Consider the following 25269-nt stretch of genomic DNA (forward strand, 5'->3'; position numbering starts at 1 on the left):
AATTAAGCTAACTGTGTAGTTATAATTTATTGATAATAAGTAATTTGTGATTGTTGTTTTATTTCTTAGATAATAAAAAAGCGCTTCGTACGAAGCGCTTTTATTTGATTTGTTTATAAAAGTTGTTTAAGCATTTACAGCTTCTACCTTGATGTTTTCATCATTTAACATACTTTTTAGCATGTTCTCTATACCACTTTTAAGAGTAAATGTCGACGAAGGGCAACCGCTACATGCTCCTTGTAAAATTACTTTTACAGTTTTGTCAGTATCATTGTAAGAATCAAAAGCTATGTTTCCACCATCTGCAGCTACAGCAGGTTTCACATATTCTTCTAATATATTAATAATTTGTTGCGATGTAGTGTCTAATTTATCAAAAGCTTCATCTTTAGTAACATCATTTTTAGTTGCCACTTCGATTAAACTTTCGTCTAGAACAGTTCCTCCATTTTCAATATATTGTTTAATGAAAGTTCTTAGTTCAAGAGTGATTTCTTGCCAATCGTTAATTTCGTATTTAGTTACCGAGATATAATTTTCATCGATAAAAATCTCTTTAACGTAAGGAAATCTGAATAATTCTTTAGCTAGTGGAGAAGATGCAGTTTGATCAATGTTTTTGTATTCAATTGCATTTTTTGTCAACATTCTGCTAACAACAAATTTTAATGCTGCTGGGTTTGGTGTTGATTCACCATAAACAGTTATAGGTTGTTTTTTAGGTTTGTTCTCATCAATAGAAATGATAACGCCATCATCGTTTACAAATGATTCGATTTGCTCTACTACAGCATCTTTCACATCGTCCCATTCAACAATGTTATATCTTTCGATAGCAACAAAATTCCCCGAAATATATACTGTTTTTACGAACGGTAAATAAAACAGCTTTTGTGCTAGTGGAGAGTTTTTAGCTTCATCAATGTTTTTAAATTCAAAGCTCTCATTCTTAGTAATAAAGTCAGGAAATTCAAATTTTAATATGCTTGGGTTTTGCGTTTCTTTTATAGTGAGTTTTGTCATGATTTAGTAATTTTTTACAAATTTACTAAAGTTATTTTCTACTAATAGTTATATTTGATTTTTAATATAAAAATAACGTATTATTTTCTGTATCGTAGTAATATTTACCAAAGTATATTACTGATATACGTTTTTAACATCTATTTAAACAAAGCTACCTTTAATGTATTCCAAAATTAAATATTCAGTTTTTTTATTATTTATATTTTCGTACTCTTATGCTCAAGAAGGTATTCCAGTTTATTCAGATTATTTGTCTGATAATTATTATTTGATTCATCCTTCAATGGCAGGCGCTGCAAATTGTGCAAAATTAAGATTAACAGCACGCAAGCAATGGTTTGGTCAGGATGATGCACCAGCACTTCAGACTTTAAGTTTTAACGGCCGTATTGGTGATAGATCAGGGGCAGGAGTTATACTTTTTAATGATAAAAACGGGTATCATTCTCAAAAAGGAATTAAACTTACTTATGCTTATCATATTCTTTTTTCGAGAGATGAAATTGATTTGAATCAGCTGTCATTTGGTATTAATGCAGGAGTAATTCAGAACCAGTTAGACGAAACTTCATTTGGTGAATTTGACCCAATTGTTTTTGGTAACATACAGAAGGATTCCTATTTTAATGTGGATTTTGGGGCTTCATATAATTTTTTAAATTTTTATGCTCACGCTACAGTTCAAGGAGCAGTAGAAACAAGAAGGCAAATTTATACAGATTTTGAAAGTGATAATCTCAGGAAATATCTTTTGAGTGCAGGATATGTTTTCGGAAATAAGAGAAAATTATTATGGGAGCCTTCAGTGCTTTTTCAATTGTTTGATAAGACAAAAGAGAAGTTGGTTGATTTTAATTTAAAAGCGTATAAAAATATGGATTTTGGTAGCCTTTGGGCTGGATTATCTTATAGAAGAAGTTTTGATGGCGCTCAATATTATAATGGTTCAGGAATTTCTACTCAAAAATTACAATACATAACACCTATTTTAGGGGTTAATTATAAAAACTTTATGTTTGCTTACACTTATTCTCAAGTTACAGGTAACGTGAAATTTGATAATGGCGCATACCATCAAATTACTTTGGGAATCAACTTATTTTGTAAGCGTGAAAAATACGATTGTGATTGTCCTGCAGTAAACTAATTAGAATTCATTTTAAAAAATAAATAAACTCATGTTGATAAAATCTGTAAACGGAAAAACACCTAATATTCCAAATGATTGCTACGTAGCCGAAAATGCTACAATTGTAGGAGAAGTTTCTTTTGGAGATTCATGTAGTGTTTGGTTTAATGCTGTAATTAGAGGAGATGTTAATTTTATTAAGATAGGGAATAAGGTTAATATCCAAGATGGTGCTGTAATTCATTGTACTTATCAGAAACACCCAACGATAATAGGGAATAATGTTTCTATAGGACATAATGCAATTGTTCATGGTTGTACAATTCATGATAATGTATTGATAGGAATGGGAGCGATTGTAATGGATAATTGTATTGTCGAAAGTAATGCTATTGTCGCTGCAGGTGCTGTGGTAACTCAAAATACAATAGTAACTTCAGGAAGTATATATGCGGGAGTGCCTGCTAAGAAAGTAAAGGATATCGATCAATCTGATTTTGCTGGCGAAATCGAACGCATTTCTAATAATTATGTAATGTATTCGAGTTGGTTTAAAGAAGAGGAGGAGTAGTTATAATGCATTTTATAGCTTCGCTATAGGAATTCTTTTATCTCCAATCAAGGCTTTGTTTCTTTTTGGATGGATTTTACATGTTTTATATTAGTAATCGATTGGTGAATTCTTGAAGGCGATAATCAGTGAGTTAGCGATATGCCTTTCTCGTTAGGACTAAGCCTTCTTCTGGAGTGTAATACTTTTTCAGCTTTGAATATTTTTTACTCTTATGGGTCAAAAAGGTAAAATTGGTGATGGTCTTATGAAAGAAAATTATCATAAATTATCACTCAATTTATCATTAGATAAAATATAGTTTGTTAGGAGGGAATTTGAATAATTACTAGAAATCTTTTTCAGAAACGTTGTATTTGTTTCCTAGTATGTCAGACAAAACTTTTGGATTGCTATTGCTATAAAACACAGGTTCATTTGCAGGTTTATTATTAAAGCCGACTTTCTCACGTAGTATGTTTTGAGTTTGCTTAGCAACAGCTTCTCCTGAGTCAATAATATGAATGTGTTCTGGAAGGATTTTTTTTATCTGCGGAATCAGATAAGGATAATGACTGCATCCTAGTACTAAATAATCAATATTAGCCTCAATCATTGGTCTGAGATAAGATTCCAGAAGTTGTGTCATCTCAGGAGAGTTTAGATCTCCATTTTCAATTAATTGTACTAAGCCATGACCAACCTGTTCAATGATTTTAGTGTCTTGATATATTTCAGTTGCTTTATTAAATAATTCACTATTTAGAGTGCCTTGAGTAGCGAGTATTCCAATAGTGTGCGTGTTCGATTTTATTGCTGCAGGTTTTATTGCAGGTTCTATTCCTATAAATGGAATAGAATATTGTTCTCTTAATTCTTTAATTGCATTTGTGGTTGCGGTATTGCATGCAACAACAATCAATTTACAATCCATGCCTAGTAAAAAATCTACATTCTTTTTGCTTAAAACTACTATTTCCTCTTTGGTTTTTTGACCATAAGGGGCATTTTTACTGTCTGCTAAATAGATAGTTTTTTCATTTGGAAGTAATTGATGAATAGCGCTCCAAATAGAAGTACCACCAATGCCAGAATCGAAAACGCCTATTGGATTATTATTTGTCATAAAAACAAAGTTAAGTATTTTTTAGAATCAAAAAAAAGACTTTATTTAAGATTTTTGAGTATAAAAAAAACTGCTCGAACCATTTTATAGGTGAGCAGTTTTTTTAAACTTTATTAAGACAGTTTTTTAGAAACCTAAATCTTTTTTCACATCAGCAGTAACGTTTGGACCGTCAGCTAATAAAAGAGTAGAACCATCTAATACATATTGGTATCCTTTTGCTTTACCAACTTTTTGGATAGAAGCTCTCACTTTTTCCATTAATGGTTTTACAATATCAGATTCTTTTTGTTGTAATTCTTTTTGAGCATTGTCTCTATAGTCTACAATTCTTTTTTGCATATCTTGAACTTCTTTAGAACGTTCTCCATTAACTGCATCTGTTACTGTAGCTGATTCAGCTTCGTATTTTTTTAATTTTGCTTGGTATTCTTCAACCATTTTTTTGTAATCGGCATCATATGTACCGCTTAGTTTTTCAAGCTGTTTTTGTGCTTCTATCATTGCTGGCATTTTAGACATAATTTCGCTTACATCAACGTGAGCTACTTTAGCTTGAGCATTCATTTGGTTTGCTCCTAAAACTAGTATTGCAGCAATTAGTAAAGTTTTGATTTGTTTCATCATCATTTTAAAATATTAATTAATTATTGGTCGTATTATCCTTGTTTTTCTTTCTCTTCTTTTGCCTTTTGCTCTCTTGCTTTTTTGGCAGCTTCTCTTTCTTCTAAAATTTTATTTCTTCTTTCCTCTAAAGCTTTTTTGCGTTCGTCGTAAAGCTTTTGTCTGTCTTCAGCTTGTTTAGCTCTCGCATCGTCAGTTACAGTTGTTTTAGCTGTTTCTGTAGTTGGAGTAGTTACTGATGGTGTGCTTTCCTTTTTTACTGTTTCAGAAACCGTGCCATTTTTTTTAGCTTCCCTTGCATCACGAATTGCTTTTTTGTTTTCTTCGTATGCTCTTATCTTTTCTTCTTGAGCTGCTTTTCTATCTTCTAGTATTTTATCCCTTGCTGCTTTTCTATCATTTAGGATTTTTTGCCTTTCCTGTAAAGCAGGACTTTCGTCAATCGCAGTTTCTTTATTTTCTTTTTCTTCTTCTATAGCAAGTTGTTTCTTTGTCAGTTGTTCTCTCTTGTCGGTTCTGGTTATAATTCGTAAAACCTGATCGCTTACGTCAAATCTTTTTGCGGCAAAAAGCATCGTTAAATCAGATGATCTGTCAAATATGAAATCATATTTTCTAGCTTCTGCAATATCTTGAACAGCAGTAAAAACCTGATCTTGTATTGGTTTTGCTAAAGCAGATTTTTGCCTAATTAAATCGCCATTAACACCAAAACGTTGTTGTTGGTAATCTAATGTTTCTTTTTCAAGGAACTTGATTTCTGTTTCTCTTTCATCGATTAACTCATTTGTTAATAACGCTTTTTCAGCTTTCAAAGCGTCTTTAAGTTTATTGATGTCTAATTTCTTAGTTTCAATTTCTTGTTTCCACTTTTCGGCTTTCTGTTCTAATTGCGTCTGAGCCTCTTTATAGTCAGGAACATTTTGTAGGATATACTCCATATCGATGTATCCTATTCTTGTCGATTTGGTTTGCGCTTGACTTGTATTTACTACTATCAAAGCCAAAATTATAAATAAAAATTGTTTTCTCATAACATTAATTTTATTTGAAATTTTTTTACCAATACGATTAAAATTGTTGCCCAATAATAAAATGCGTTTTAAAACCGCTTGGTTTTGATTGTCCTGGTAATGTATCAAATCCGTAACCAAAATCGATACCTAATAGTCCAAATGCAGGCATGAATACACGTAAACCAGCACCAGCTGAACGATTTAAATCGAAAGGATTATAGTTTTTGAAATTTGCATAAGATGAACCTGCTTCAGCAAATGTAAGTACATAAATCGAAGCTGATTGTTTTAATGTAATTGGATAACGTAATTCTAACGAGAATTTGTTATAAATCGTAGCTCCAATTTGTTCACCATTATTATTTACTGGCGTTAATGAGTTATTTTCGTATCCTCTTAATGCTATTGTTTCTCTACCATCCATAGAATAATTTGCCATACCATCTCCTCCTAAATAAAATCTTTCGAAAGGAACTACGCCTCTTGATTGATCATAAGCACCTAAGAAACCGAATTCAGTTAACGTTCGGAGTACTAATTTACCATAAACTTTGGTATACCAATCAGCTTTGAACTTAATTTTATAGTATTCTAACCAATTAAATTTCTTTTGATCAACTTTTCCTTGATCTGTAGCTGCAAGAGTATAGTCATCAACCTTGTTTCCTTTTGCATCAACATAGTCTCCAATCTGTACTATATTATCATTGTCATCCAGCTGATTTGATCTGTCAACCGTATTCTTCAATTTGTACTCTTTTTGATTTGCTAAATCTCCATAGTTAATTCCATTGAATAATGAATAAGGAGGAGTAAGTTTAGCTGAAAGACTAAATTCTGAACCGTATGTTGGGAATATTGGATTTATACCTTTGTTACTTCTTGTTAGTCCTATAGTATAGGCTAAGTTTCTAGATGTACCATTTCCAAAAGTAAATAATCCTGTATTGTAATTATGTAGGTCATAGTGTTGGTAACTAACTGATTGAGATAATACGAAGTAATCATCTGGCACAGATAATCTTTTGGCTAAACCAACAGATAATGTTAAAATATTAAAGCTTTTGCTTTTGTCTACTCTTTGTGTAATGTAGTTATTTAAAAACTGTGTACTATATGATATAGAAGAACTGAATTGTACTGGTTTTTTTCCTCCAAACCAAGGTTCTGAGAATGATACACTATAAGTTTGAAAATAAGTACTTCCTTGTAAACGAAGAGCTACCTTTTGTCCATCACCCATTGGTAAAGGTTTGTATGCTTTTTTGTTAAACATATTTCGAGCAGAGAAGTTGTTAAATGAAAGCCCTAAGGTTCCGATGAAACCACCACCTCCATAACCACCTTGAAGTTCTATCTGGCTAGATCCTTTTTCTACAAGATTGTATTCTATATCTACAGTTCCTGCACCAGCATCAACATTTTTAAATTTAGGATCAATTGCTTCTGGATCAAAGAATCCTAATTGTCCGATCTCACGAATTGTTCTAACTAGTAAATCTTTGCTATATTTTTCACCTGGTTTAGTTCTTAACTCACGGTAAATTACTTTATCATTTGTTTTATCATTACCTACAACTGATATTTTGTTAAAATATGCAATTGGACCTTCGGTAACTCTAATTTCAAAATCAATAGTGTCATTTACAGTTTTTACTTCTACAGCATTAATGTTAGAGAATAAATAACCATTATTTTGATATAAATTGGTGATGTCTTCTGCATCAGGTTTCGTCTTATCGGCAATTCTTTTCTCTAAAAGTACACCATTATAAGTTTCTCCTTTTTTAATACCTAAATAACGATTTAATTGTTGGTCAGAGTATACTGTGTTTCCTAAGAATTTGATATCACCAAAGTAGTACTTGTTACCTTCTTCAACATCTACTTTTATAGCTAGTGTATTTTTCTTTTTATCGTACGTAATAGAGTCATGCAATATCCTTGCATCTCTATATCCTTTTTCTTTGTAGCTAGCAATAACTTTGTCTAAATCGGCTTTGTATTTGTCTTTAATGAATTTTGAAGCTTTAAAAATACGAATAGGATTTTTTTGCTTAGTGTCTTTCATTGCACCTCTTAATGAAGCATCAGATAGAGCTTTATTACCTTCAAATTCGATTTTGCTAATTTTTACCTTATCTCCTTTATCTACACGAACCAGCATGTTTACTTGGTTTGTAGATGTGGTGTCTGCAGTAGTGGTGATGGTTACTTTGGTATTATAGTAACCTTCTTTCTTGTATTTGTTTTCGATATAATTTTTAGTAGTCGTAATTAAATTTTCGTTTACAATTTTGTTTTTTGTTAAACTATTGTCTTTAATTAGTCCTTCAACTTTACTCTTCTTAACACCAACAATTTTAACATCATTTAGTTTAGGAAGTTCAATGATATCTAGGTCTAAATATATGCTATCATTTTCAATTCTATTTATGTAGAATGTAATCTCGTCAAAAAGACCAAGCTTTCCAAGTTTTTTTATAGCTCCACTTATTTCTTCACCAGGAACAGTAATTTCTTGTCCTTTTTGTAGGCCAGAAAAAGTGACAACAGTTTGCTCGTTGAAGCTTATTTTACCAACAACAGATACGTCGGCAAGAATATATTTTTTTCCTTGGTCAAATGGAATTCTTTCTTGCGCTTTTATTTGTGAAAAACTACTAAAAACCAATAAAGTAAGTACTATTTTTATTCTTTTTTGTAACACTAAAAAATTATTTAATTTGTTCACTTGTTTTTCCAAATCTACGTTCTCTTTTTTGATAACTAATGATAGCCTCATATAAATCCTTTTCTTTAAAGTCTGGCCATAACACATTAGTAAAATATAGCTCTGCATAGGCAATTTGCCATAACAAAAAATTACTTATTCTATGTTCTCCACTTGTTCGTATTAATAAATCTACGTCGGGTAAATTTTGCGTGTAAAGATGCTCATTTATAATTGAATCGTCAATAGTGTCTATTGAAATTATATTATTTTTAACTTTATTACTGATGATTCTAACAGCGTTTATAAGTTCTTCTCTTGAGCCATAACTTAAAGCTAATGTGAGCGTAAGCCTTGTGTTATTTTTTGTTTTTTCAATAACATCCAAAAGCTCTTTTTGAGCAGATTTAGGTAGTTTCTCTAAATTGCCAATTGCATTAAGTTTGATATTGTTTTTCTGTAATGTACCGAGTTCTTTTTTTAATGAATTGATGAGTATCTTCATTAAAGTTTCAATCTCTAATTTAGGTCTATTCCAGTTTTCTGTAGAAAAGGCGTATAATGTTAAATACTCGATTCCTATTTTGGCACAGGATTCGATGGTTTCTTTAACAGATTTTGTTCCGTTTTCATGACCAAAAGCTCTCAGAAACCCTTGTTGTTTAGCCCAGCGTCCATTTCCATCCATTATGATGGCTAAATGTCTTGGCAAGTTTGTTTTATCTATTGTGTCTAAATTCATTTTTTTAATATGGGCAATAGCAAGGTTTGTTTCCAAAGGTATACGTTAAAGTTATTCCTGAGAAGACATACCAGTCATTATTATTTAAATCTCCAAAACGCAATGATTTTAAATTATCATTATCCGGATTGCTACCATCAAGATTATCTGTAAAGGTATATCGTGCACCTACTTCTAGTCCTAAAACAAAATTAGTAGTTAAATTTGTTTTTACACCAACTATCATTGGAATTGCAATTGAACCTGTCTTTTTTTCTTTTTCTGTTTCTCCAGATTGAATGTATAATGAATCATATCTGAAATAACTTAATCCTGAAAATACATAAGGTGTGACTTTTCTTTTGGATTCATGTAAATTGAAGTCAAAAAAATTGAATTCAAGTCCAGCAGAAAGCTCTCTTATTGTGTTGTCAAAACGATACCCTCTTAGTTTTCTTCCTCCTTCTTTCGAATCTAAATCATTTGCAGTGATTGTCGATTGAGTATATGAAAATCGATAGGCGTGTCTCGGACTTTTATTCCATCGGTATAATAGCCCAAAAGCAGGCTTGTCTGGTGAAATGTAAGTTGTACTTCCAACATCTCCAATATAATTGCTCCCTCCTAAAAAAACACCAACCTCATGTATCTGAGCATTCATGCTTGTAAAGAAAAAGAAACATAACAATAAATTAAAAATTTTGTTCATTTAATTAAAAATTGCGTGCAAATATAATAATAATCAATACGAATCAATGCTCATTAAGTTAAAACTGTCATTTTTTGAATTATAGATGATATATCTCAACAATTACTGAATATTCGACACTTGCAAAACGAGAAAAACATTACAAATAGTATAAAGGATACTTAAAAAAGTGATTAATTTCTTTTGTCTTCTCCCCAAAGTAGTTTATTGCGTAAGGTTTTTAAGAATGTTTCTCCGGGAATTTCAACCATATTTATTTTGAAATCGGTTTTCTTTATTGTTAAAATAGATTCGTTTTTTATTGAAGCTATCCTCGAATCTAAAGAGACAAGATAATGATCTTCTCTTCCTGATACTCGAAGTTTAATCTCTGTATCATCTGGTATTATAAGTGGTCTTGCTGTTAAATTATGCGGTGCAATAGGTGTAATAACAAGACTATTTACATCAGGAGTTAATATTGGACCACCACAGCTTAATGAATATCCTGTTGAGCCTGTAGGGGTTGATATTATTAATCCATCTGCCCAATATGAATTTAAGTACTCGCCATTTAAATAAGTGTCTACTGTTATCATCGATGTAGTGTCTTTTCGGCTGACCGTAACTTCATTCATAGCAAAATTAAGTTCTTCTATGGCTTCATTTTTTGGTTCTGTAGTTAAGCTTAATAATGATCTTTGTGATACGGTATATTTTTTGTCAATTACAAATTGCATAAATGCTGCTATGTTTTCTTTTTGAACTGTAGCAAGAAATCCCAATCTTCCTGCATTGATGCCTAAAATGGGTACGCCGGAATTACGGATTAAAGTTGCAGCTCTTAATATGGTTCCGTCTCCACCAATACTTATCAACATTTCAAAGCTGCTGTCTAATTCAGTATGAGTTGAGAAAGTTTTGTATTCTTTTTCGATTATCTTTTTTTCATGGAGCATCTTCAAGAAATTGGCTTCGATAACCATTTCGACATTATTCGAGGTAAAAAAAACAAATATGTCTTTAATAATTGGGTCTGTACTATTTAGATAGTATTGTCCGTAGATAGCTACTTTCATTCTTTTTGATTAAATAATGTGTCAATTAGATAATTTGTCAATTGCATAATGTGAAAATTATCTAATTGACACACCGCCTAATTTTTTATATATTAAGGTATTTGTCTAAATAATCAGAGCGTTCCTTTAAATTGTTAATGTATGTGTCTTCTTGGTGTTCTGATATGATTTCGTAATTGTATCTTCGGAAGGTTTGAATGATTTCGTTCATCGCTCCTAAGCTAATTTTAATGGTTATTTCAATACTATCTGAGTTGGCATCAGAAACAAATGCGCCTAGAATTTTACCATTGTTGCTTTCTACAATTTGAGTGATCTGACTCATAGAATAATCTAGAAGCCCTTTTTTTACGATTATTACTCCGCCCGGTTCCTTTAAAAAAGGGGTTTCGTGAAAGAATTTAATGATATCGCCTATTTCATAAAAGCCAAGATAAATATTGTTTTCGTCTAAAACTGGGATTAAATTGGTATGGTTTTTAGCAAAAACTTCCAATACATCAAGCCAGATCATATTGCTTCTAGCAAAAAAATGTTCGAGAGTATATTTATAATCAATTACTTTTTTGTCGCTATCAAAAGTTTCAATGTCATCGGAAGCTATGCAACCAATGTAGACTCCATCTTCCAGAACTGGAAAATGCGAATAGCTTAAATCAGTAAAGAAGTCCTGTGCTGAAGCAATGGTTTCTTGACTGTTTATAGCTCTATAGTCATTGGTAATATAATTAGTAATATCTGTCATAATACAATTAGCAATATTTGATGCAAAATAATCAAAAAATAGCAAAAACTCCTAAGTTTTACTTTGTATTTTTGTCGTAACAAATATAGTGTTACTAGAATTAATATCCATTTATATGACAAAGTTAAGTGTAAATATCAATAAAATTGCAACGTTACGTAATGCACGTGGCGGAAATGTGCCAGATTTATTAAAAGTTGCAACCGATATTCAAAAATTTGGAGGGCAAGGAATAACGATACATCCACGTCCAGATGAGCGCCATATTCGTTATCAAGATGCGCGAGATTTAAAAGCAATTGTATATACCGAATATAATATTGAAGGAAATCCGCAACACAATTTTATTGATTTGGTTTTAGAATGCAAGCCAGATCAGGTAACATTGGTTCCAGATGCAGTTGGAGCTATTACCTCTTCAGCAGGTTGGGATACTATAAAAAATCAATCGTATTTGACAGAAGTGATACAGGAGTTTCAGCGTAATGGAATAAGAACTTCGATTTTTGTAGATCCAGTTCTTGAAATTATTGAAGGAGCTAAAAAAACAGGAACAGATAGAGTCGAATTATATACAGAGGCTTTTGCACATCAATATAGTTTAGGAAACGAAAAAGGAATCGATTCTTATGTAGAAGCTGCTAAATTGGCAAATGAACTTCATTTAGGGATAAATGCTGGTCACGATTTGAGTTTGGATAACATTGAGTTTTTTAAACAAAATATCCCAGGATTATTAGAAGTTTCTATTGGTCATGCCTTAATTTCGGAAGCACTTTATCTTGGATTAGATAATGTGGTTAATATGTATTTGCGAAAATTAAAATAGTTTATGTTATACTCAAAAATAGAAGGGGAGGGCAAGCCATTGCTAATTCTTCATGGATTCTTAGGAATGTCTGATAATTGGAAAACACTTGGAACACAATTTGCTGCTGATGGTTTTCAGGTTCATATTTTAGATTTACGTAATCACGGACGTAGTTTTCATTCGGATGTATTTACTTATGAGGCGATGGTGCAGGATGTTTTCGAATATTGTCAAGCGAATAACTTGGATAAAGTCGATGTCATAGGACATTCGATGGGTGGTAAAACGGCTATGTTTTTTGCCGCAACACATCCTGAAAAAGTTAATAAACTAATTGTAGCCGATATTGCTCCTAAATATTATCCGCAACATCATCAAGATATTTTGGCTGGATTAAATGCAGTTGATTTTTCGGTAAAACCAAGTCGTAATGATGTCGAAGCTATTTTGGCGACGTATATATCTGATTTTGGAACAAGACAATTCTTAATGAAGAATCTATATTGGCATGAACCAGGGCAATTAGCATTTCGATTTAATTTACCAGTCTTTAATACTAATTTAGAGGCTATTGGTAAAGAGCTAGACTCTGATTTAGTTTTTAATAACCCTACATTATTTATTAGAGGAGGTGCATCGAGATATATTTTAGATTCAGATTTTGAGAACATCAAACAGCATTTTCCAAATTCAAATATTGAGACGATTCCAAACGTTGGGCATTGGTTACATGCCGAAAATCCTAAGATGTTTTACGAGTTAGCTATCGATTTTTTGAAGAAATAATTACTTTATTTAATGAAAATTTTATTACTTTTAAATAAATTTTAAAACAAAAAAATATGAAATTACTACTCAGAATATTGATTACCGCAGGCTTAGTATTGCTAATAGCTCATTTTATGCCAGGCGTTCATGTAGCTAGTTTTACTATTGCTTTAATTGTTGCTGTGGTGCTAGGATTACTTAATGTTTTTATTAAGCCGTTGTTAGTATTGTTCACATTGCCAGTTACTTTGATTACGTTTGGATTGTTTTTGTTGGCTATTAACGCTATAATTATTTTGTTATGTACAAAAATTGTTGGCGGGTTCACTGTCGATTCGTTTTGGACGGCGCTAATATTTAGTATCGTTCTGTCTATTCTTCAGTCAATTACGTATAAAGTATTAGGGGAGGATAGATAAAATAGTAAGAAGGAAGAGTCTTAAAAAGGACTTCTTATCAATATATTAAAAAGCTTGGTTGGGTTGCAAAAATTTTATAATTTTGCAACCCAATTTTATTATGTAAATTAAAGAAGAAGATGGATATTAAAAGAGTAGCAATAAACGCAGTAAATGAGACAATTGTATTGAACGTTGTTCATATGGATTACAAAGGTCAAGTTCAAAAAAGATTAAACGAAAAAATGCCTTTGGCAACTGTAAAAGGTTTTAGAAAAGGTCAAGTTCCTAAAGATCTTGTTGAAAAACAATACGGAAAAGGAATAAAACAAGAAGAAGTTAAAAAAGTAGTTGATTTGGCTTTGGAGCGTTATGTACAATCTGAAAGATTAAATCTTCTTGGGACTCCTCTTGCTAAAGAAAACGAAAATTTTGATTGGGATGCTGAAGAATTAGTATTCGAATATGAAATTGGTTTAGTGCCTAACTTCGAAATTGATCTTGAAGCTAAAAATGATATCGTAAAATATATCGTTACTGCTGATGATAAATTAATCGATGGTCAAGTAGAGCGTATCCAAAAACAATTTGGGAAAGCAATTCCTCAAGATGTAGTTGTAGCTGATTCTGATATTACAGGAACTTTTACAAACGAAGAAAAAGGAATCAACAATACTACAACAATCTCACTTTCTATCTTTAAAGATAAAAAAACTGCTGATAAATTTATCGGTAAAAAAGTTGGAGATGTTGTAACTGTAAATACTAAAGGTTTATTCGAAGATGATCACCAATTAATGGATTACTTAAAAGTAAGTCATGATGATGTTCACGGTTTAGATGTAGATGTTAACTTTACTATCGAAGCTATCAATGGTGCTGAATTGGCAGAATTAAACCAAGAATTGTTTGATAAACTTTTCGGTGAAGGTAAAGTAGCTTCATTAGAAGATTTGAAAGCAAAAATTAAAGAAGATGCAGAGCTTCAATTTGCACAACAAGCAGATCAAAAATTATTAGCAGATGTTCAAGATTTCTTAATTGAGAGCACTAAATTTGAATTGCCAGCTGAATTCCTAAAAAAATGGTTGCAAACTGTAGGTGAGAAAAAATTATCTCCAGAAGAAGCAGAAGTTGAATACGCAAGATCAGAAAAAGGATTACGTTTTCAATTAATTGAAGGAAAAGCAATGGCTCAAAGTAATATCCAAATTACATTTGAAGATTTGAAAGCATTCACAACAGCTGCTATCAAACAACAAATGGCTCAATTTGGACAAACAAATCCAACAGACGAAGAAGTTCAAGGAATTGTTGCAAGAGTATTGTCAAACCAAGAAGAAGTAAAAAGACTTTCTGAGCAAGTTGTAGCTGAGAAGTTATTGGAGTTGTTTAAAGAAAAAGCAAATCCAACAACTAAAGAAGTAACTTACGGAGAATTTATTGCAGCTTCTTACGGAGAATAATTTCTAAAAAAATAAGTATATTTGAGCGTCAAAAGAATTTATTCTTTGACGCTCTTTTTTTAGGTTTCAAATTTAAAATAAGACATATTGGCATTGTTTATAAAGAGGTATGACCTTTGATTAAATAAAATATATAATATAGTAACGTACAACTTAGAACAAAAAAATATGAACTACGGTAAAGAATTTAAAAAATTTGCTACAAAGCACCAAGGAGTAAATGCTATGTATTACGATAAAATCGTAAGTGCAATGACTCCAACTAATATGACTCCATATATTATAGAAGAACGTCAGTTGAATATTTCACAGTTAGACGTTTTTTCAAGATTAATGATGGATAGAATTATTTTCCTTGGAACAGGAATTGATGATCAAATTGCAAATATTGTTCAAGCGCAATTGTTGTTCTTAGAAAGTGCAGATGCATCTAAAGACATTCAGATTTATCTAAATTCTCCAGGAGGAAGTGTTTATGCAGGATTAGGAATCTATGATACAATGCAATATATTAAACCAGATGTAGCTACAATTTGTACAGGAATGGCTGCTTCAATGGGAGCTGTTTTATTATGTGCAGGAGCAGCAGGAAAACGTTCAGCATTGCCACATTCAAGAGTAATGATTCACCAGCCATCTGGAGGAGCACAAGGAGTTGCTACAGATATGGAAATTAATCTACGTGAAATGTTGAAACTGAAAGATGAATTATACAACATCATTTCTCAGCATTCAGGACAAACTTTTGATAAAGTACATAAAGATAGCGAACGCGATTACTGGATGATTGCCGATGAAGCTAAAGAGTACGGAATGATTGATGAAGTTTTGAGAAGAGGATAAATTTTGAAGGTTCAAAGTTACAAAGGCACAAAGTTTTAAAGTACATTGCTTTGTGATTTTGAAAAGAAGAAATTTAGGTTAAAATAAAATGAAGTTATAGGTTGATTTAGTTATGAGCTTTCGATATTGGAAACTCAGAGCCTTAGAACCTTTGTAACTTTGCAACTAAAAATAGATGGCAAAAGAAGTATTAGAGTGTTCGTTTTGTGGAAGAAAAAAGCCAGAGACCAATTTATTAATTGCTGGTATTAATGCACATATCTGTGATAAGTGTATCGAACAAGCACACGGAATTGTTTTAGAAGAGTTAAAATCAAGCGGAAGTTCAAAATTAGTTGGTGATTTAATATTAAAGAAACCAAAAGAAATTAGAGCATTCTTAGATCAATATGTAATAGGTCAGGATCAAACTAAAAAAGTGATGTCGGTTGCTGTTTACAATCATTACAAACGTTTAATGCAACAACAGTTGGATGACGAAGTAGAGATTGAAAAAAGTAACATTATTATGGTTGGACAAACCGGAACAGGAAAAACATTAGTAGCAAAAACTATTGCAAAAATGTTAGATGTTCCTTTGGCAATTGTTGATGCTACTGTTTTAACAGAAGCTGGATATGTTGGAGAAGACGTAGAGAGTATTTTGACACGTTTGCTTCAAGCTGCCGATTATGATGTGGCTAAAGCCGAAAGAGGAATCGTTTTTATTGATGAAATAGATAAAATTGCCCGTAAGAGTGATAATCCATCAATAACACGTGATGTTTCGGGAGAAGGTGTGCAACAAGCATTATTAAAATTGTTAGAAGGAACAGTTGTAAACGTACCACCAAAAGGAGGACGTAAGCATCCAGACCAAAAATTTGTTGAGGTAAACACCCAAAATATTTTGTTTATCGCTGGTGGAGCTTTTGATGGAGTAGAACGTATTATTTCAAAACGTTTAAATCGTCAGGCTGTTGGTTATAGTACATCAAAAAATGTGGATAATATCGATAAAGACAATTTATTGCAATACATCATTCCAAAAGATATTAAAGATTTTGGATTGATTCCTGAAATTATTGGTCGTTTACCAGTTTTGACACATATGGATCCTTTAGATAGAGAAACATTACGTGCAATCCTTACCCAGCCTAAAAATGCATTAATTAAGCAATATCAAAAATTGTTTTTAATGGATGAAGTAGCGTTTACAATTACTGATGAAGCATTAGATTTTATTGTTGATAAAGCATTAGAATATAAATTAGGAGCACGTGGATTACGTTCGTTATGCGAAGCAATCTTAACAGATGCTATGTACGATTTGCCAAGTTCAGATGTTAAAACATTAGAGATTGATAGAGAGTACGCTAAAGAAACATTGAATAAAAATTTATTGAAACGATTAGAAATCGCTTCGTAATGTTTTTGAAATAACTTTGACAAGTATAAAACTTTGGCAAAGATTCATCTTAACCTGCTCATTTAGTTGAGCAGGTTTTTTTTTATCTTACTCTAAATCTTTCTCGATATTCTATCGGTTTCATTCCAACCATTTTGTAAAAAACTTTTCTAAAAGATTTAGGGTCGTTATACCCCGTTTTTTCAATAATCTCTGATATAGAAAGTTGTGTCTGCTCTAGATACTTTTTAGAACTTTCTACACGAATGTTCTGCAAATATTCTATAGGAGGAATGCCAACTACTTGTTTGAATCTCCGAGTCATATTACGATTACTAGTCGGAATGTCTTTAGTAATCTCCTCCAGTTTTTCTATTGTACTGTATTCATTTTCTATCTTGTGTTGCAATTGAGCAACAAGAGAATCATTGTGTAAATGATTAGGGCGGAAAGTGCTAAAATAGCTTTGTTTATGGCGATTTAAATCAATGGAAAAAATCTTAGCAATTTGTACAGCAACTTCATTTCCACAATATTTCTGAATCAAAAGAATCAGTAAATGAAAAGAAGAAGTTGATCCGCCACTAGTATATAGAGTTCCGTCGGCGGTTAATGTTTCTTCGGGTTTTAAATTTACTAAAGGAAACGATTGGTTAAAAGCACTACAGGCATCAACATGAGTTGTAGCTGATTTTTCATCTAGTAATCCCGAAGCACCAAGCAAGAAGGCTCCAGTACAGAAACTGGCTATTTCTGCCCCAAACAAATGTTGTTTTTTTAGCCAAGGAAGGAAACTGCTGTTTTTTGCAATCATTCCTCTCATGTCATCTGTTGTAAACGCAGGAATTAAGACCAATTCGAGTTTTTCTTCAGAGGATTGGATAGAATTAACTTTATAGTTAAATAATTTTTCTTGCTCTATTTGTTCGGACGATTGAAAAACGAATATTTCAAATGGTTTTTCATTTTCAGAATGTAGCTTATTAGCAGTTTCAAAAACTTCAAGAATAGCTGCAATACTCAATAATTTATAGTCATGCGGAACGATTAACCCAATTTTTTTACTCATTATTTCTCTTTTTTAATGAAAATGACTTATACAAAAATAGTTTTTTTGTCTTAAATGACCCTAAAAATGACTTTTATTGTAGCTTGAAGACTAGGTGATTAGTATAAATTTGCTTTAAATAATTTGTAAATTTATATAAAAATGAAAACAGAAATTTTCTTAAATCTTCCAGTAAAAGATTTAAAACGCAGTATGGCTTTTTTTACGGAATTAGGTTTTACATTTAATTTAAATTTCACAGATGATAAAGCAGCTTGTTTAGAAATCGGAGAAAATATATTTGCAATGCTTTTGTTAGAAGAGTTTTTTAAAACATTTACACAGAAACAAATTTGCAATACAGCAACCACAACCGAAATCTTAATGGCGTTATCTGTTGATAGTCGGAAAAAAGTAGATGAAATAATTGCAGCAGTAGTAAAAGCTGGTGGAATCGAATATATGGAAGCTAAAGATTATGGCTGGATGTATCAAAAAGCTTTTTTGGATTTAGATGGGCATCATTGGGAGATATTTTTCATGGATGAAAGTCAGGCGCCAAAAAATTAAAAATCAATTTAGAAAATACAATTATTAAACGATTCAATATGATAACAATTAAAAGTACAATAAAAGCGCCAATAGCTAAGGTTTGGGAGATATGGACAGCTCCAAAACACATACAAGAATGGAATAATGCATCTCCAGAATGGCATACACCATACGCTGAGAATGATTTAAAAACAGGAGGAAAATTCAAATCTACAATGGCAGCCAGAGACGGAAGTATGAGTTTTGATTTTGAAGGAGAATATACCTTAGTAAAAGAAAACGAAGCTATTGAATATGTAATTGGAGATGGGAGAAAGGTGGAAATTACTTTTAGAGAAACTCCAAACGGAGTAGAAATAATAGAAAGTTTTGATCCAGAGACAGAAAATTCAGAAGAGATGCAACGTGGTGGATGGCAGGCGATTCTAGATAATTTTAAAAGTTATGTAGAGAGTAATTAAAGAAGAGACAAAGGTTCAAAGAGAAAAAAATTCTAAGGCTTCTCTCAAATATGAATAAAAAAACTTTGTAACTTAATGTCTTTACGGTAAGTATATAAGCATAGCTTAAATTATCTTCTATAGTTTAAAAATAATAACTTAAAATATCAAAAAATGGCAAAACAAATATGGCTTAATCTTCCAGTAAAAGATGTGGCAAAATCGAAAGCCTTTTTCTCGAAAATAGGTTTTTCATTTAATGAAGAGCACGATACGTCAAAATCAACTTGTATGCTAGTTGGAGAAGGTAAATTTGTAATAATGCTTTTTGAAGAGAATATGTTTACAGATTTCTCTCAAAACAAGTTGACAGATACAAAAACAAGCTCGGAGGTATTAATTTCTATAGATGCTGAAAGTAAAGATGAGGTAGATACACTTGCTAAAAAAGTTCAGGAAGCAGGAGGAAATGTTTTTGCAGCTCCAAGTTTGAATCAAGGTTGGATGTACGGTTGTGGTTTTGCAGATTTAGATGGACACCGTTGGAATTCTTTATTTATGGATTTTAGTAAATTATCATAAAAAACAGATTATGGAAACATTAGAATTTAAGATCAACATTAAAGCACCGAGAGAAACAGTTTGGAATATTTTATGGACAGACGAAACATATAGAAAATGGACAAGTGTTTTCTGTGAAGGAACTTATGTGGTAAGCAATTGGAACGAAGGAGATGAAATCCATTTTTTAGATCCAAATGGAGAAGGAATGAATAGCATTATCGAAAAGAAAATACCAAGCGAATATATGGCATTCAGGCATATAAGTGCATTGAAAAATTTTAAAGAAATGCCAATCGATGAAGAAACAAAAACATGGACTGGCGCAATGGAAACGTATCGATTGACTCTAGAGAATGGTTATACTATTCTTGACGCTAAAGTTGATACGCTCGAAAAATATATAGATTATTTTAAAGATGTTTTTCCGAAAGGATTAGAAATGGTAAAAGAATTATCAGAAGAAAAAGAATAAAAACACTAACAATAAAAAAAAATATCATGGCAGCAGTAAATCCCTATTTAATTTTTAATGGAAATTGCGAAGAAGCATTTCTATTTTACAAATCAGTTTTTGGAGGCGAATTTGCATACATTGGAAAATTCAAAGATATGCCTGCAGACGAGAATTGTTCTCAAGTATCAAGCGAAAGTGAAGATGCTAACCGAATTATGCACGTTAGTTTACCTATCGGGCAAACGATATTAATGGGAAGTGACAGTACCGAACAATCAGGTGCAGTAACCTTTGGAGGGAATTTTTCTGTTTCAATTAATGTCGAAAGCGCAAAAGAAGGAGATAGAATCTTTAACGGACTTTCAGCAGGAGGAAATCCATTTATGCCAATGGGTAAAACCTTTTGGGGAGCTTATTTCGGAATGCTTACCGATAAGTTTGGAGTAAACTGGATGGTGAATTTTGATGAGAATATGCCAAGCAGCTAAATTAAATTAATTACTATAAGCTAATTAATTCAGGAGATTATTTAGGGTGATTTTAGAACAAGACTTATTTGTTTCTTCAGTTATTCTAAATAATCTTTTTTTATTAAAAGTTGTCCCAATACAAGTTATATTAAGCATTAGAACAGAACATTAAATTATTTAAATAAATCATATCGATTTGTGTTTTTTCTTTATAAGAAAACAAAGCATATTCTTTTTTATCAACAATAGATTGCCGATTTTTGTCACTTCTAAATCAATAAAGATAAAATGACAACAGAAGATAAAGAGATTATTTTATTAAAAGTTTCAGGTCATGATAAACCAGGAGTTACAGCAGGATTAACAGCGGTATTGGCTACTTATGATGCCGTTATTTTAGACATTGGGCAAGCTGATATTCATGATACGCTTTCTCTGGGGATTTTGTTCGAAATCCAAGCCGGTTCAACTTCAGGACCAGTTCTAAAAGACTTATTGTTTAAAGCTTATGAATTAGAAGTAAAGGTAAAGTTTATTCCAATTTCTATCGAAGATTATGAAAAGTGGGTAAAAACACAATCCAAGCAACGTTACATAGTTAATATTCTAGGAGAAAAATTAGCAGCATCACAATTAGCAGCAGTTGCCAAATTATTATCCGATCAAAATTTAAATATTGTATCTATAATACGATTAACAGGAAGAACATCTGTTGTTGAAACAGAAGAATATCCACGTTCATGCATACAATTATCCCTAACGGGAGATGTTGTAGATAAGATTGCAATGACAGCGAGTTTCATGGAAATTTCCAGAACCCTAAATGTAGATATCTCATTTCAGGAAGATAATATTTATAGAAGAAACCGACGTTTAGTTTGTTTCGATATGGACTCAACACTAATTCAAACGGAAGTAATAGACGAATTGGCAGAGCTGAATGGAGTAGGAGAGCAAGTAAGAGCAATTACAGAATCGGCTATGAATGGCGAAATAGATTTCAACGAAAGTTTCAAACAACGTATGGCATTGTTAGAAGGTTTGAGCGAAGACGTTTTGCAATCGGTTGCTGAAAAGTTACCAATAACCAAAGGAGCGCATCGTTTAATGAAAGCCTTAAAATATTACGGATATAAAACCGCTATATTATCGGGAGGATTCACTTATTTTGGAGAATATTTGCAAAAAGAGTTAGGCATCGACTACGTGCATGCCAACCAATTAGAAATTAAAGATGGGAAATTAACTGGTAAATATTTAGGTGACATCGTCGATGGCCAGAAGAAAGCCGAATACTTAAAAGCAATTGCCGAAAAGGAAGGAATTCACATCAATCAAACTATAGCAGTAGGAGATGGGGCTAACGATTTGCCAATGCTAAATTTAGCAGGTCTAGGAATCGCCTTTCACGCAAAACCTACCGTAAAAGAAAATGCATCAACCTCGATTTCAAGTCTAGGACTCGACGGTGTTTTATATCTATTAGGATATCATGACCGATATATCGACATGATGTAGTTTATTTACAATAATGTCAGGCTGAGCGGAGTCGAAGGATATACGGGGCTTCGACTCCGCTCAGCCTGACAAAATCGCGTAAACAAGTAGGATGTTTACGCTAACCCTAGAAATTAAACAAAAAAACCTCGATTTTTTAAAATCGAGGTTTAATAAAAATATGCGAATTAAAACTTATTCTACATTCAAATAAGGATTTAAAGCTTCGGCTAATTCATTGAGCCAATAAAAGCTGTTTTCGAAGTTGATCATTTCGTTCTGAAGGCATTGATTTTCCCTAATAGCACTTATAGCAAGAAGATAATTTGCTTGCCTAATTACCTTAGCCATATCTTTTGGTTCTATCATATGGCTGAAAAAATTCATAAGCCTTGTTTTGGCTTCTTCTGAAAGGTTGTTTGTGTTTGTAATCATAACTCTGTAATTTTAGGAAATATAAAACCCGTGTAGCTAAGGTGTCCTACACTTACAGAAGTGTTACGGTTGTTTCCAATACCGCCACCATACCGCACGGGCAAAAGTTTTTTAGATGTCATGATTCTGTAATTTAGGAAAAGCAAATATAGCAAAAAACCCTTGTAATCAAAGGACTTTCCCTTTCAATAAAAAAGTAGTTAATTTTGATTTTTCCTCAGTTAGCACGAGCGTCTCGCTCGTGAACACAAAGAATGGAACTTTATAATTTTATTAAAATGATTATTTTTTTTGAAGATTATAATTTAGATTGTATGCACGAGCGGGACGCTCGCGCCAGCAATAGGATTTTTTATCTTTTTACTATAATTTGTCCAGTTAGAAAGATTGAGTGCCAAGTTGCAAACGATAAAATGAACTTATCTGTCTGTAATTGATTTTTATTCCAGTCAAAACTTGTGTTCATTTCAATTTTATAAAGTTGATTAGAAGGAATTAAATTAGTTTTCCAGCCTTCAATAATTTTATGTGCAACTTCTCTTGGTTGTAAGTTTTTGTTGATGAGCTTACATTTTATCAATATCATACACTCTAAATTGCCTGTTATTTCAAACTCAATATTTTTAATTATTGATGTGTTAGTTAACCAACTTTCAAGGTCAGTACGAATCTTAAGAAAATCATTAGTATCAGAATATGGCTTAATGTTTTTATCAAGTGTCTTTAGAAAGGTAGAACCATTCCAGTAATTGAAGTCTGGTCTTATTATACGAGTGATTTTTCCTTTGCCAACTATTTTTGAACCTTCTCTGGTTTCAAATTCCTGTCCAACAAAAAAATGTCCAATATGAAAGTCAGGACTTAATGTTTGTAAATAAACTTTTACTGTCTCGCCTAGATTACAAGTTTCTTTGTCTATGAATTGCTGTGGAGCATCCCAGTCTTTCCCATTATAGTGAAATTGCCCGCGATAACCATTGTTAACAGCAGTTTTACGTCCTCCTTCTTGTTCAGTCAAGTAATAAATTTCAGCTTCGAGTTGAGGTTCTCTAAGTTTATATTTGTTTGAATTGCTCATTACATCGCCTTCAACTGCTCCAAATAATCTCTTTGGTTTGAAAGTCTAGGTATTTTATGCTGACCGCCTAATTTGTCTTTTTCTTTTAACCAATCATAAAATAAATTCTCTCTGGCAACATTAATCACCAAAGGATTTAGCGTCATATTATTATAACGTTTGGCTTCGTAATCGGAGTTTAGGGATTGTAGTGTTTCGTCAAGTGCTTTTTGGAAAAGTCCTACATCAGCAGGTTTTTTCTTAAACTCAATCATCCATTCGTGAGCACCTTTTTCTTTGTCTTGCATAAATATCGGAGCTACAGTGTAATCTATAACTTCAGTATTTGTTAACTGACATGCTTTGGCAATAGCCTGATCCGTATTTTCAACCATAAGCTCTTCACCAAAAACATTAATATGATGTTTTGTTCTTCCAGTAACTCGAATTCGGTATGGATTTAAAGAAGTAAAACGAACCGTATCACCAATTAAATAACGCCATAAACCAGAATTGGTAGTAATAACGATAGCATAATTTTTATTCAATTCCACATCTGCCAAACGGATTACTTTTTGTTCCGGTTTCCCGAAAGTCTCCATCGGAATAAATTCGTAGAAAATTCCGTAATCTAACATTAGTAATAGATCACTAGAATTATTTAAATCCTGAATGGCAAAGAAACCTTCAGAAGCATTGTATATTTCGTAGTATTTAAAATCTTTTTTAGGCAATATGTTTTTGTATTGTTCTCTGTAAGGAGAAAAACTCACGCCACCATGAAAATAAACTTCGAGGTTGGGCCATATTTCAAATAAATTCCCTTTTCCAGAATCTTCAAGAACACGATTCATTAAAACCAACATCCACGAAGGCACACCAGCAAAACTGGTTACATTTTCATTTTTTGTTTCATTTATAATAGCAGCAATTTTCGTTTCCCATTCGCTCATAAGCGAAGTTTTATTACTTGGCGTACTACTAAATTCAGCCCAGATAGGCATGTTTTCAATTAATATAGCCGATAAATCTCCGAAGAACGTATTGTTGTTTTCATAAATCTGAGAACTTCCGCCTAAGCGAAGGCTCTTACCCAGAAACAATTCTGAATCTTCATTATTATTCAGATACAAACACAATAAGTCTTTACTTCCTTTATAATGACAATCTTCTAAAGCTTCATTACTTACAGGAATAAATTTACTTTTAGCGTTGGTAGTTCCGCTAGATTTTGCAAACCATTTTATCGGAGTTTCCCAAAAAACATTTTGCTCGCCTTGGCGTGTACGCTCAATCAAAGGTTGCAATTCTTCGTAAGTAGCAATAGGTAATCTTTCAGAAAAAGTCTTATAAGAATTTATCGAGGCAAAATCGTATTGCTTTCCAACAATAGTATTTTCGGCAGCCAATATTAAATTATGAAGAAGCTCTTCCTGAACTTCATTTGGATATTTAAGAAAAAGCTCTATTTGATGAATTCTTTGTTTGAGAACCCAAGAGGCAAATGAATTGATTATTGATAGAGGCATGAATGAATTTAGATTTTAGATTACTGATTTTCTTACTAACATAAAAAGTCAGGAATTTAAGATTTGAATATCGATAGACAAATACTAACTTTGTCGTTGTATCAAAAATAGTGTTTTTTTATAAATGACA

At 32.1% G+C, this 25269-nt stretch carries 27 protein-coding genes; 14 read left to right on the forward strand and 13 right to left on the reverse strand.

The features are described 5' to 3' along the window. Positions 1–126 precede the first annotated feature (126 nt). On the reverse strand, positions 127–1026 hold the full coding sequence (locus tag LPB87_RS00150) for a NifU family protein (RefSeq protein WP_230604284.1): 900 nt from the start codon (positions 1024–1026) through the stop codon (positions 127–129). 163 nt (positions 1027–1189) lie between these two features. On the opposite strand from LPB87_RS00150, the gene LPB87_RS00155 reads away from it, so the two are divergent. Next, a complete protein-coding gene (locus LPB87_RS00155) occupies positions 1190–2176 on the forward strand; it encodes a type IX secretion system membrane protein PorP/SprF (protein WP_129540850.1) in 987 nt (328 codons plus the stop codon). A gap of 31 nt (positions 2177–2207) precedes the next feature. After that, entirely contained in the window at positions 2208–2729 is a 522-nt protein-coding gene (locus LPB87_RS00160) for a gamma carbonic anhydrase family protein (protein ID WP_129540851.1), read from the forward strand. 328 nt (positions 2730–3057) lie between these two features. On the opposite strand, the gene murI is transcribed toward LPB87_RS00160, so the two are convergent. From murI to LPB87_RS00200, 8 genes are all read right to left on the reverse strand, one after another. Further along, entirely contained in the window at positions 3058–3834 is a 777-nt protein-coding gene (gene murI, locus LPB87_RS00165; RefSeq protein ID WP_129540852.1) for a glutamate racemase, read from the reverse strand. 126 nt (positions 3835–3960) lie between these two features. Further along, complete coding sequence (locus tag LPB87_RS00170; RefSeq protein WP_129541150.1) at positions 3961–4458, reverse strand: OmpH family outer membrane protein; 498 nt, start codon at positions 4456–4458, stop codon at positions 3961–3963. Between the two features lie 35 nt (positions 4459–4493). Continuing rightward, entirely contained in the window at positions 4494–5492 is a 999-nt protein-coding gene (locus tag LPB87_RS00175) for an OmpH family outer membrane protein (RefSeq protein WP_230604289.1), read from the reverse strand. A 37-nt stretch (positions 5493–5529) separates the two neighbouring features. Further along, positions 5530–8259 carry an outer membrane protein assembly factor BamA gene (gene bamA / locus LPB87_RS00180; RefSeq protein WP_230604292.1) on the reverse strand — a complete coding sequence of 910 codons (2730 nt, stop codon included), beginning with the start codon at positions 8257–8259 and terminating at the stop codon, positions 5530–5532. Then, positions 8192–8929: an isoprenyl transferase gene (locus tag LPB87_RS00185; RefSeq protein WP_129540855.1), complete on the reverse strand. Its 738-nt coding sequence runs from the start codon at positions 8927–8929 to the stop codon at positions 8192–8194. The genes bamA and LPB87_RS00185 overlap by 68 nt, the downstream gene beginning before the upstream one ends. Positions 8930–8933: 4 nt before the next feature. Then, positions 8934–9617: a DUF6089 family protein gene (locus tag LPB87_RS00190; protein WP_129540856.1), complete on the reverse strand. Its 684-nt coding sequence runs from the start codon at positions 9615–9617 to the stop codon at positions 8934–8936. Between the two features lie 173 nt (positions 9618–9790). Beyond that, entirely contained in the window at positions 9791–10675 is an 885-nt protein-coding gene (locus LPB87_RS00195; protein WP_129540857.1) for an NAD kinase, read from the reverse strand. An 85-nt stretch (positions 10676–10760) separates the two neighbouring features. Continuing rightward, a complete protein-coding gene (locus LPB87_RS00200) occupies positions 10761–11420 on the reverse strand; it encodes a CBS domain-containing protein (protein WP_129540858.1) in 660 nt (219 codons plus the stop codon). A gap of 115 nt (positions 11421–11535) precedes the next feature. Here LPB87_RS00200 and LPB87_RS00205 point away from each other — a divergent pair, with 115 nt between their 5' ends. The 6 genes from LPB87_RS00205 to clpX all read left to right on the forward strand — a co-directional run bounded on the left by LPB87_RS00205 (position 11536) and on the right by clpX (position 17114). Beyond that, complete coding sequence (locus tag LPB87_RS00205) at positions 11536–12249, forward strand: pyridoxine 5'-phosphate synthase (RefSeq protein ID WP_230604294.1); 714 nt, start codon at positions 11536–11538, stop codon at positions 12247–12249. A gap of 3 nt (positions 12250–12252) precedes the next feature. Then, positions 12253–13017: an alpha/beta fold hydrolase gene (locus LPB87_RS00210; protein WP_129540862.1), complete on the forward strand. Its 765-nt coding sequence runs from the start codon at positions 12253–12255 to the stop codon at positions 13015–13017. A 56-nt stretch (positions 13018–13073) separates the two neighbouring features. Next, entirely contained in the window at positions 13074–13418 is a 345-nt protein-coding gene (locus tag LPB87_RS00215; protein ID WP_230604296.1) for a phage holin family protein, read from the forward strand. 119 nt (positions 13419–13537) lie between these two features. Further along, positions 13538–14863 (forward strand): trigger factor, encoded by a 1326-nt coding sequence (locus tag LPB87_RS00220; protein ID WP_230604298.1) that lies wholly within the window; start codon positions 13538–13540, stop codon positions 14861–14863. Positions 14864–15031: 168 nt separating this feature from the next. Further along, entirely contained in the window at positions 15032–15706 is a 675-nt protein-coding gene (clpP, locus tag LPB87_RS00225) for an ATP-dependent Clp endopeptidase proteolytic subunit ClpP (RefSeq protein ID WP_035617906.1), read from the forward strand. Between the two features lie 175 nt (positions 15707–15881). Then, positions 15882–17114, forward strand: a complete 1233-nt coding sequence (gene clpX / locus LPB87_RS00230) for an ATP-dependent Clp protease ATP-binding subunit ClpX (RefSeq protein ID WP_129540864.1) — start codon at positions 15882–15884, stop codon at positions 17112–17114. An 82-nt stretch (positions 17115–17196) separates the two neighbouring features. Here the strand turns inward: clpX and LPB87_RS00235 are convergent, their stop codons facing one another. Then, positions 17197–18162, reverse strand: a complete 966-nt coding sequence (locus LPB87_RS00235) for a helix-turn-helix domain-containing protein (protein ID WP_230604299.1) — start codon at positions 18160–18162, stop codon at positions 17197–17199. Positions 18163–18303: 141 nt separating this feature from the next. Between LPB87_RS00235 and LPB87_RS00240 the strand changes: the two genes are divergently transcribed. From LPB87_RS00240 to serB, 6 genes are all read left to right on the forward strand, one after another. Beyond that, the gene (locus LPB87_RS00240; protein ID WP_230604300.1) at positions 18304–18711 is read left to right on the forward strand and encodes a VOC family protein; all 408 of its coding nucleotides are present in this window, start codon (positions 18304–18306) and stop codon (positions 18709–18711) included. 38 nt (positions 18712–18749) lie between these two features. Then, complete coding sequence (locus LPB87_RS00245) at positions 18750–19154, forward strand: SRPBCC family protein (protein ID WP_230604302.1); 405 nt, start codon at positions 18750–18752, stop codon at positions 19152–19154. A 153-nt stretch (positions 19155–19307) separates the two neighbouring features. Beyond that, complete coding sequence (locus tag LPB87_RS00250) at positions 19308–19715, forward strand: VOC family protein (protein WP_230604304.1); 408 nt, start codon at positions 19308–19310, stop codon at positions 19713–19715. Between the two features lie 10 nt (positions 19716–19725). Next, on the forward strand, positions 19726–20169 hold the full coding sequence (locus LPB87_RS00255) for an SRPBCC domain-containing protein (protein ID WP_230604306.1): 444 nt from the start codon (positions 19726–19728) through the stop codon (positions 20167–20169). Between the two features lie 26 nt (positions 20170–20195). Beyond that, entirely contained in the window at positions 20196–20639 is a 444-nt protein-coding gene (locus LPB87_RS00260) for a VOC family protein (protein WP_230604307.1), read from the forward strand. A gap of 270 nt (positions 20640–20909) precedes the next feature. Then, positions 20910–22139, forward strand: a complete 1230-nt coding sequence (gene serB, locus LPB87_RS00265; RefSeq protein ID WP_129540871.1) for a phosphoserine phosphatase SerB — start codon at positions 20910–20912, stop codon at positions 22137–22139. Between the two features lie 174 nt (positions 22140–22313). Here serB and LPB87_RS00270 read toward each other — a convergent pair whose 3' ends face one another. From LPB87_RS00270 to LPB87_RS00280, 3 genes are all read right to left on the reverse strand, one after another. After that, positions 22314–22553 (reverse strand): hypothetical protein, encoded by a 240-nt coding sequence (locus LPB87_RS00270; RefSeq protein ID WP_230604309.1) that lies wholly within the window; start codon positions 22551–22553, stop codon positions 22314–22316. Positions 22554–22905: 352 nt separating this feature from the next. Further along, on the reverse strand, positions 22906–23631 hold the full coding sequence (locus tag LPB87_RS00275) for a hypothetical protein (RefSeq protein WP_230604311.1): 726 nt from the start codon (positions 23629–23631) through the stop codon (positions 22906–22908). Then, positions 23631–25139: a GH3 auxin-responsive promoter family protein gene (locus LPB87_RS00280; RefSeq protein ID WP_230604313.1), complete on the reverse strand. Its 1509-nt coding sequence runs from the start codon at positions 25137–25139 to the stop codon at positions 23631–23633. Before LPB87_RS00280 ends, LPB87_RS00275 begins: the two co-directional genes overlap by 1 nt. Between the last annotated feature and the right edge of the window lie 130 nt (positions 25140–25269).

It is taken from the genome of Flavobacterium sp. EDS (genome assembly GCF_020991525.1).
Taxonomy (GTDB): Bacteria; Bacteroidota; Bacteroidia; order Flavobacteriales; family Flavobacteriaceae; genus Flavobacterium.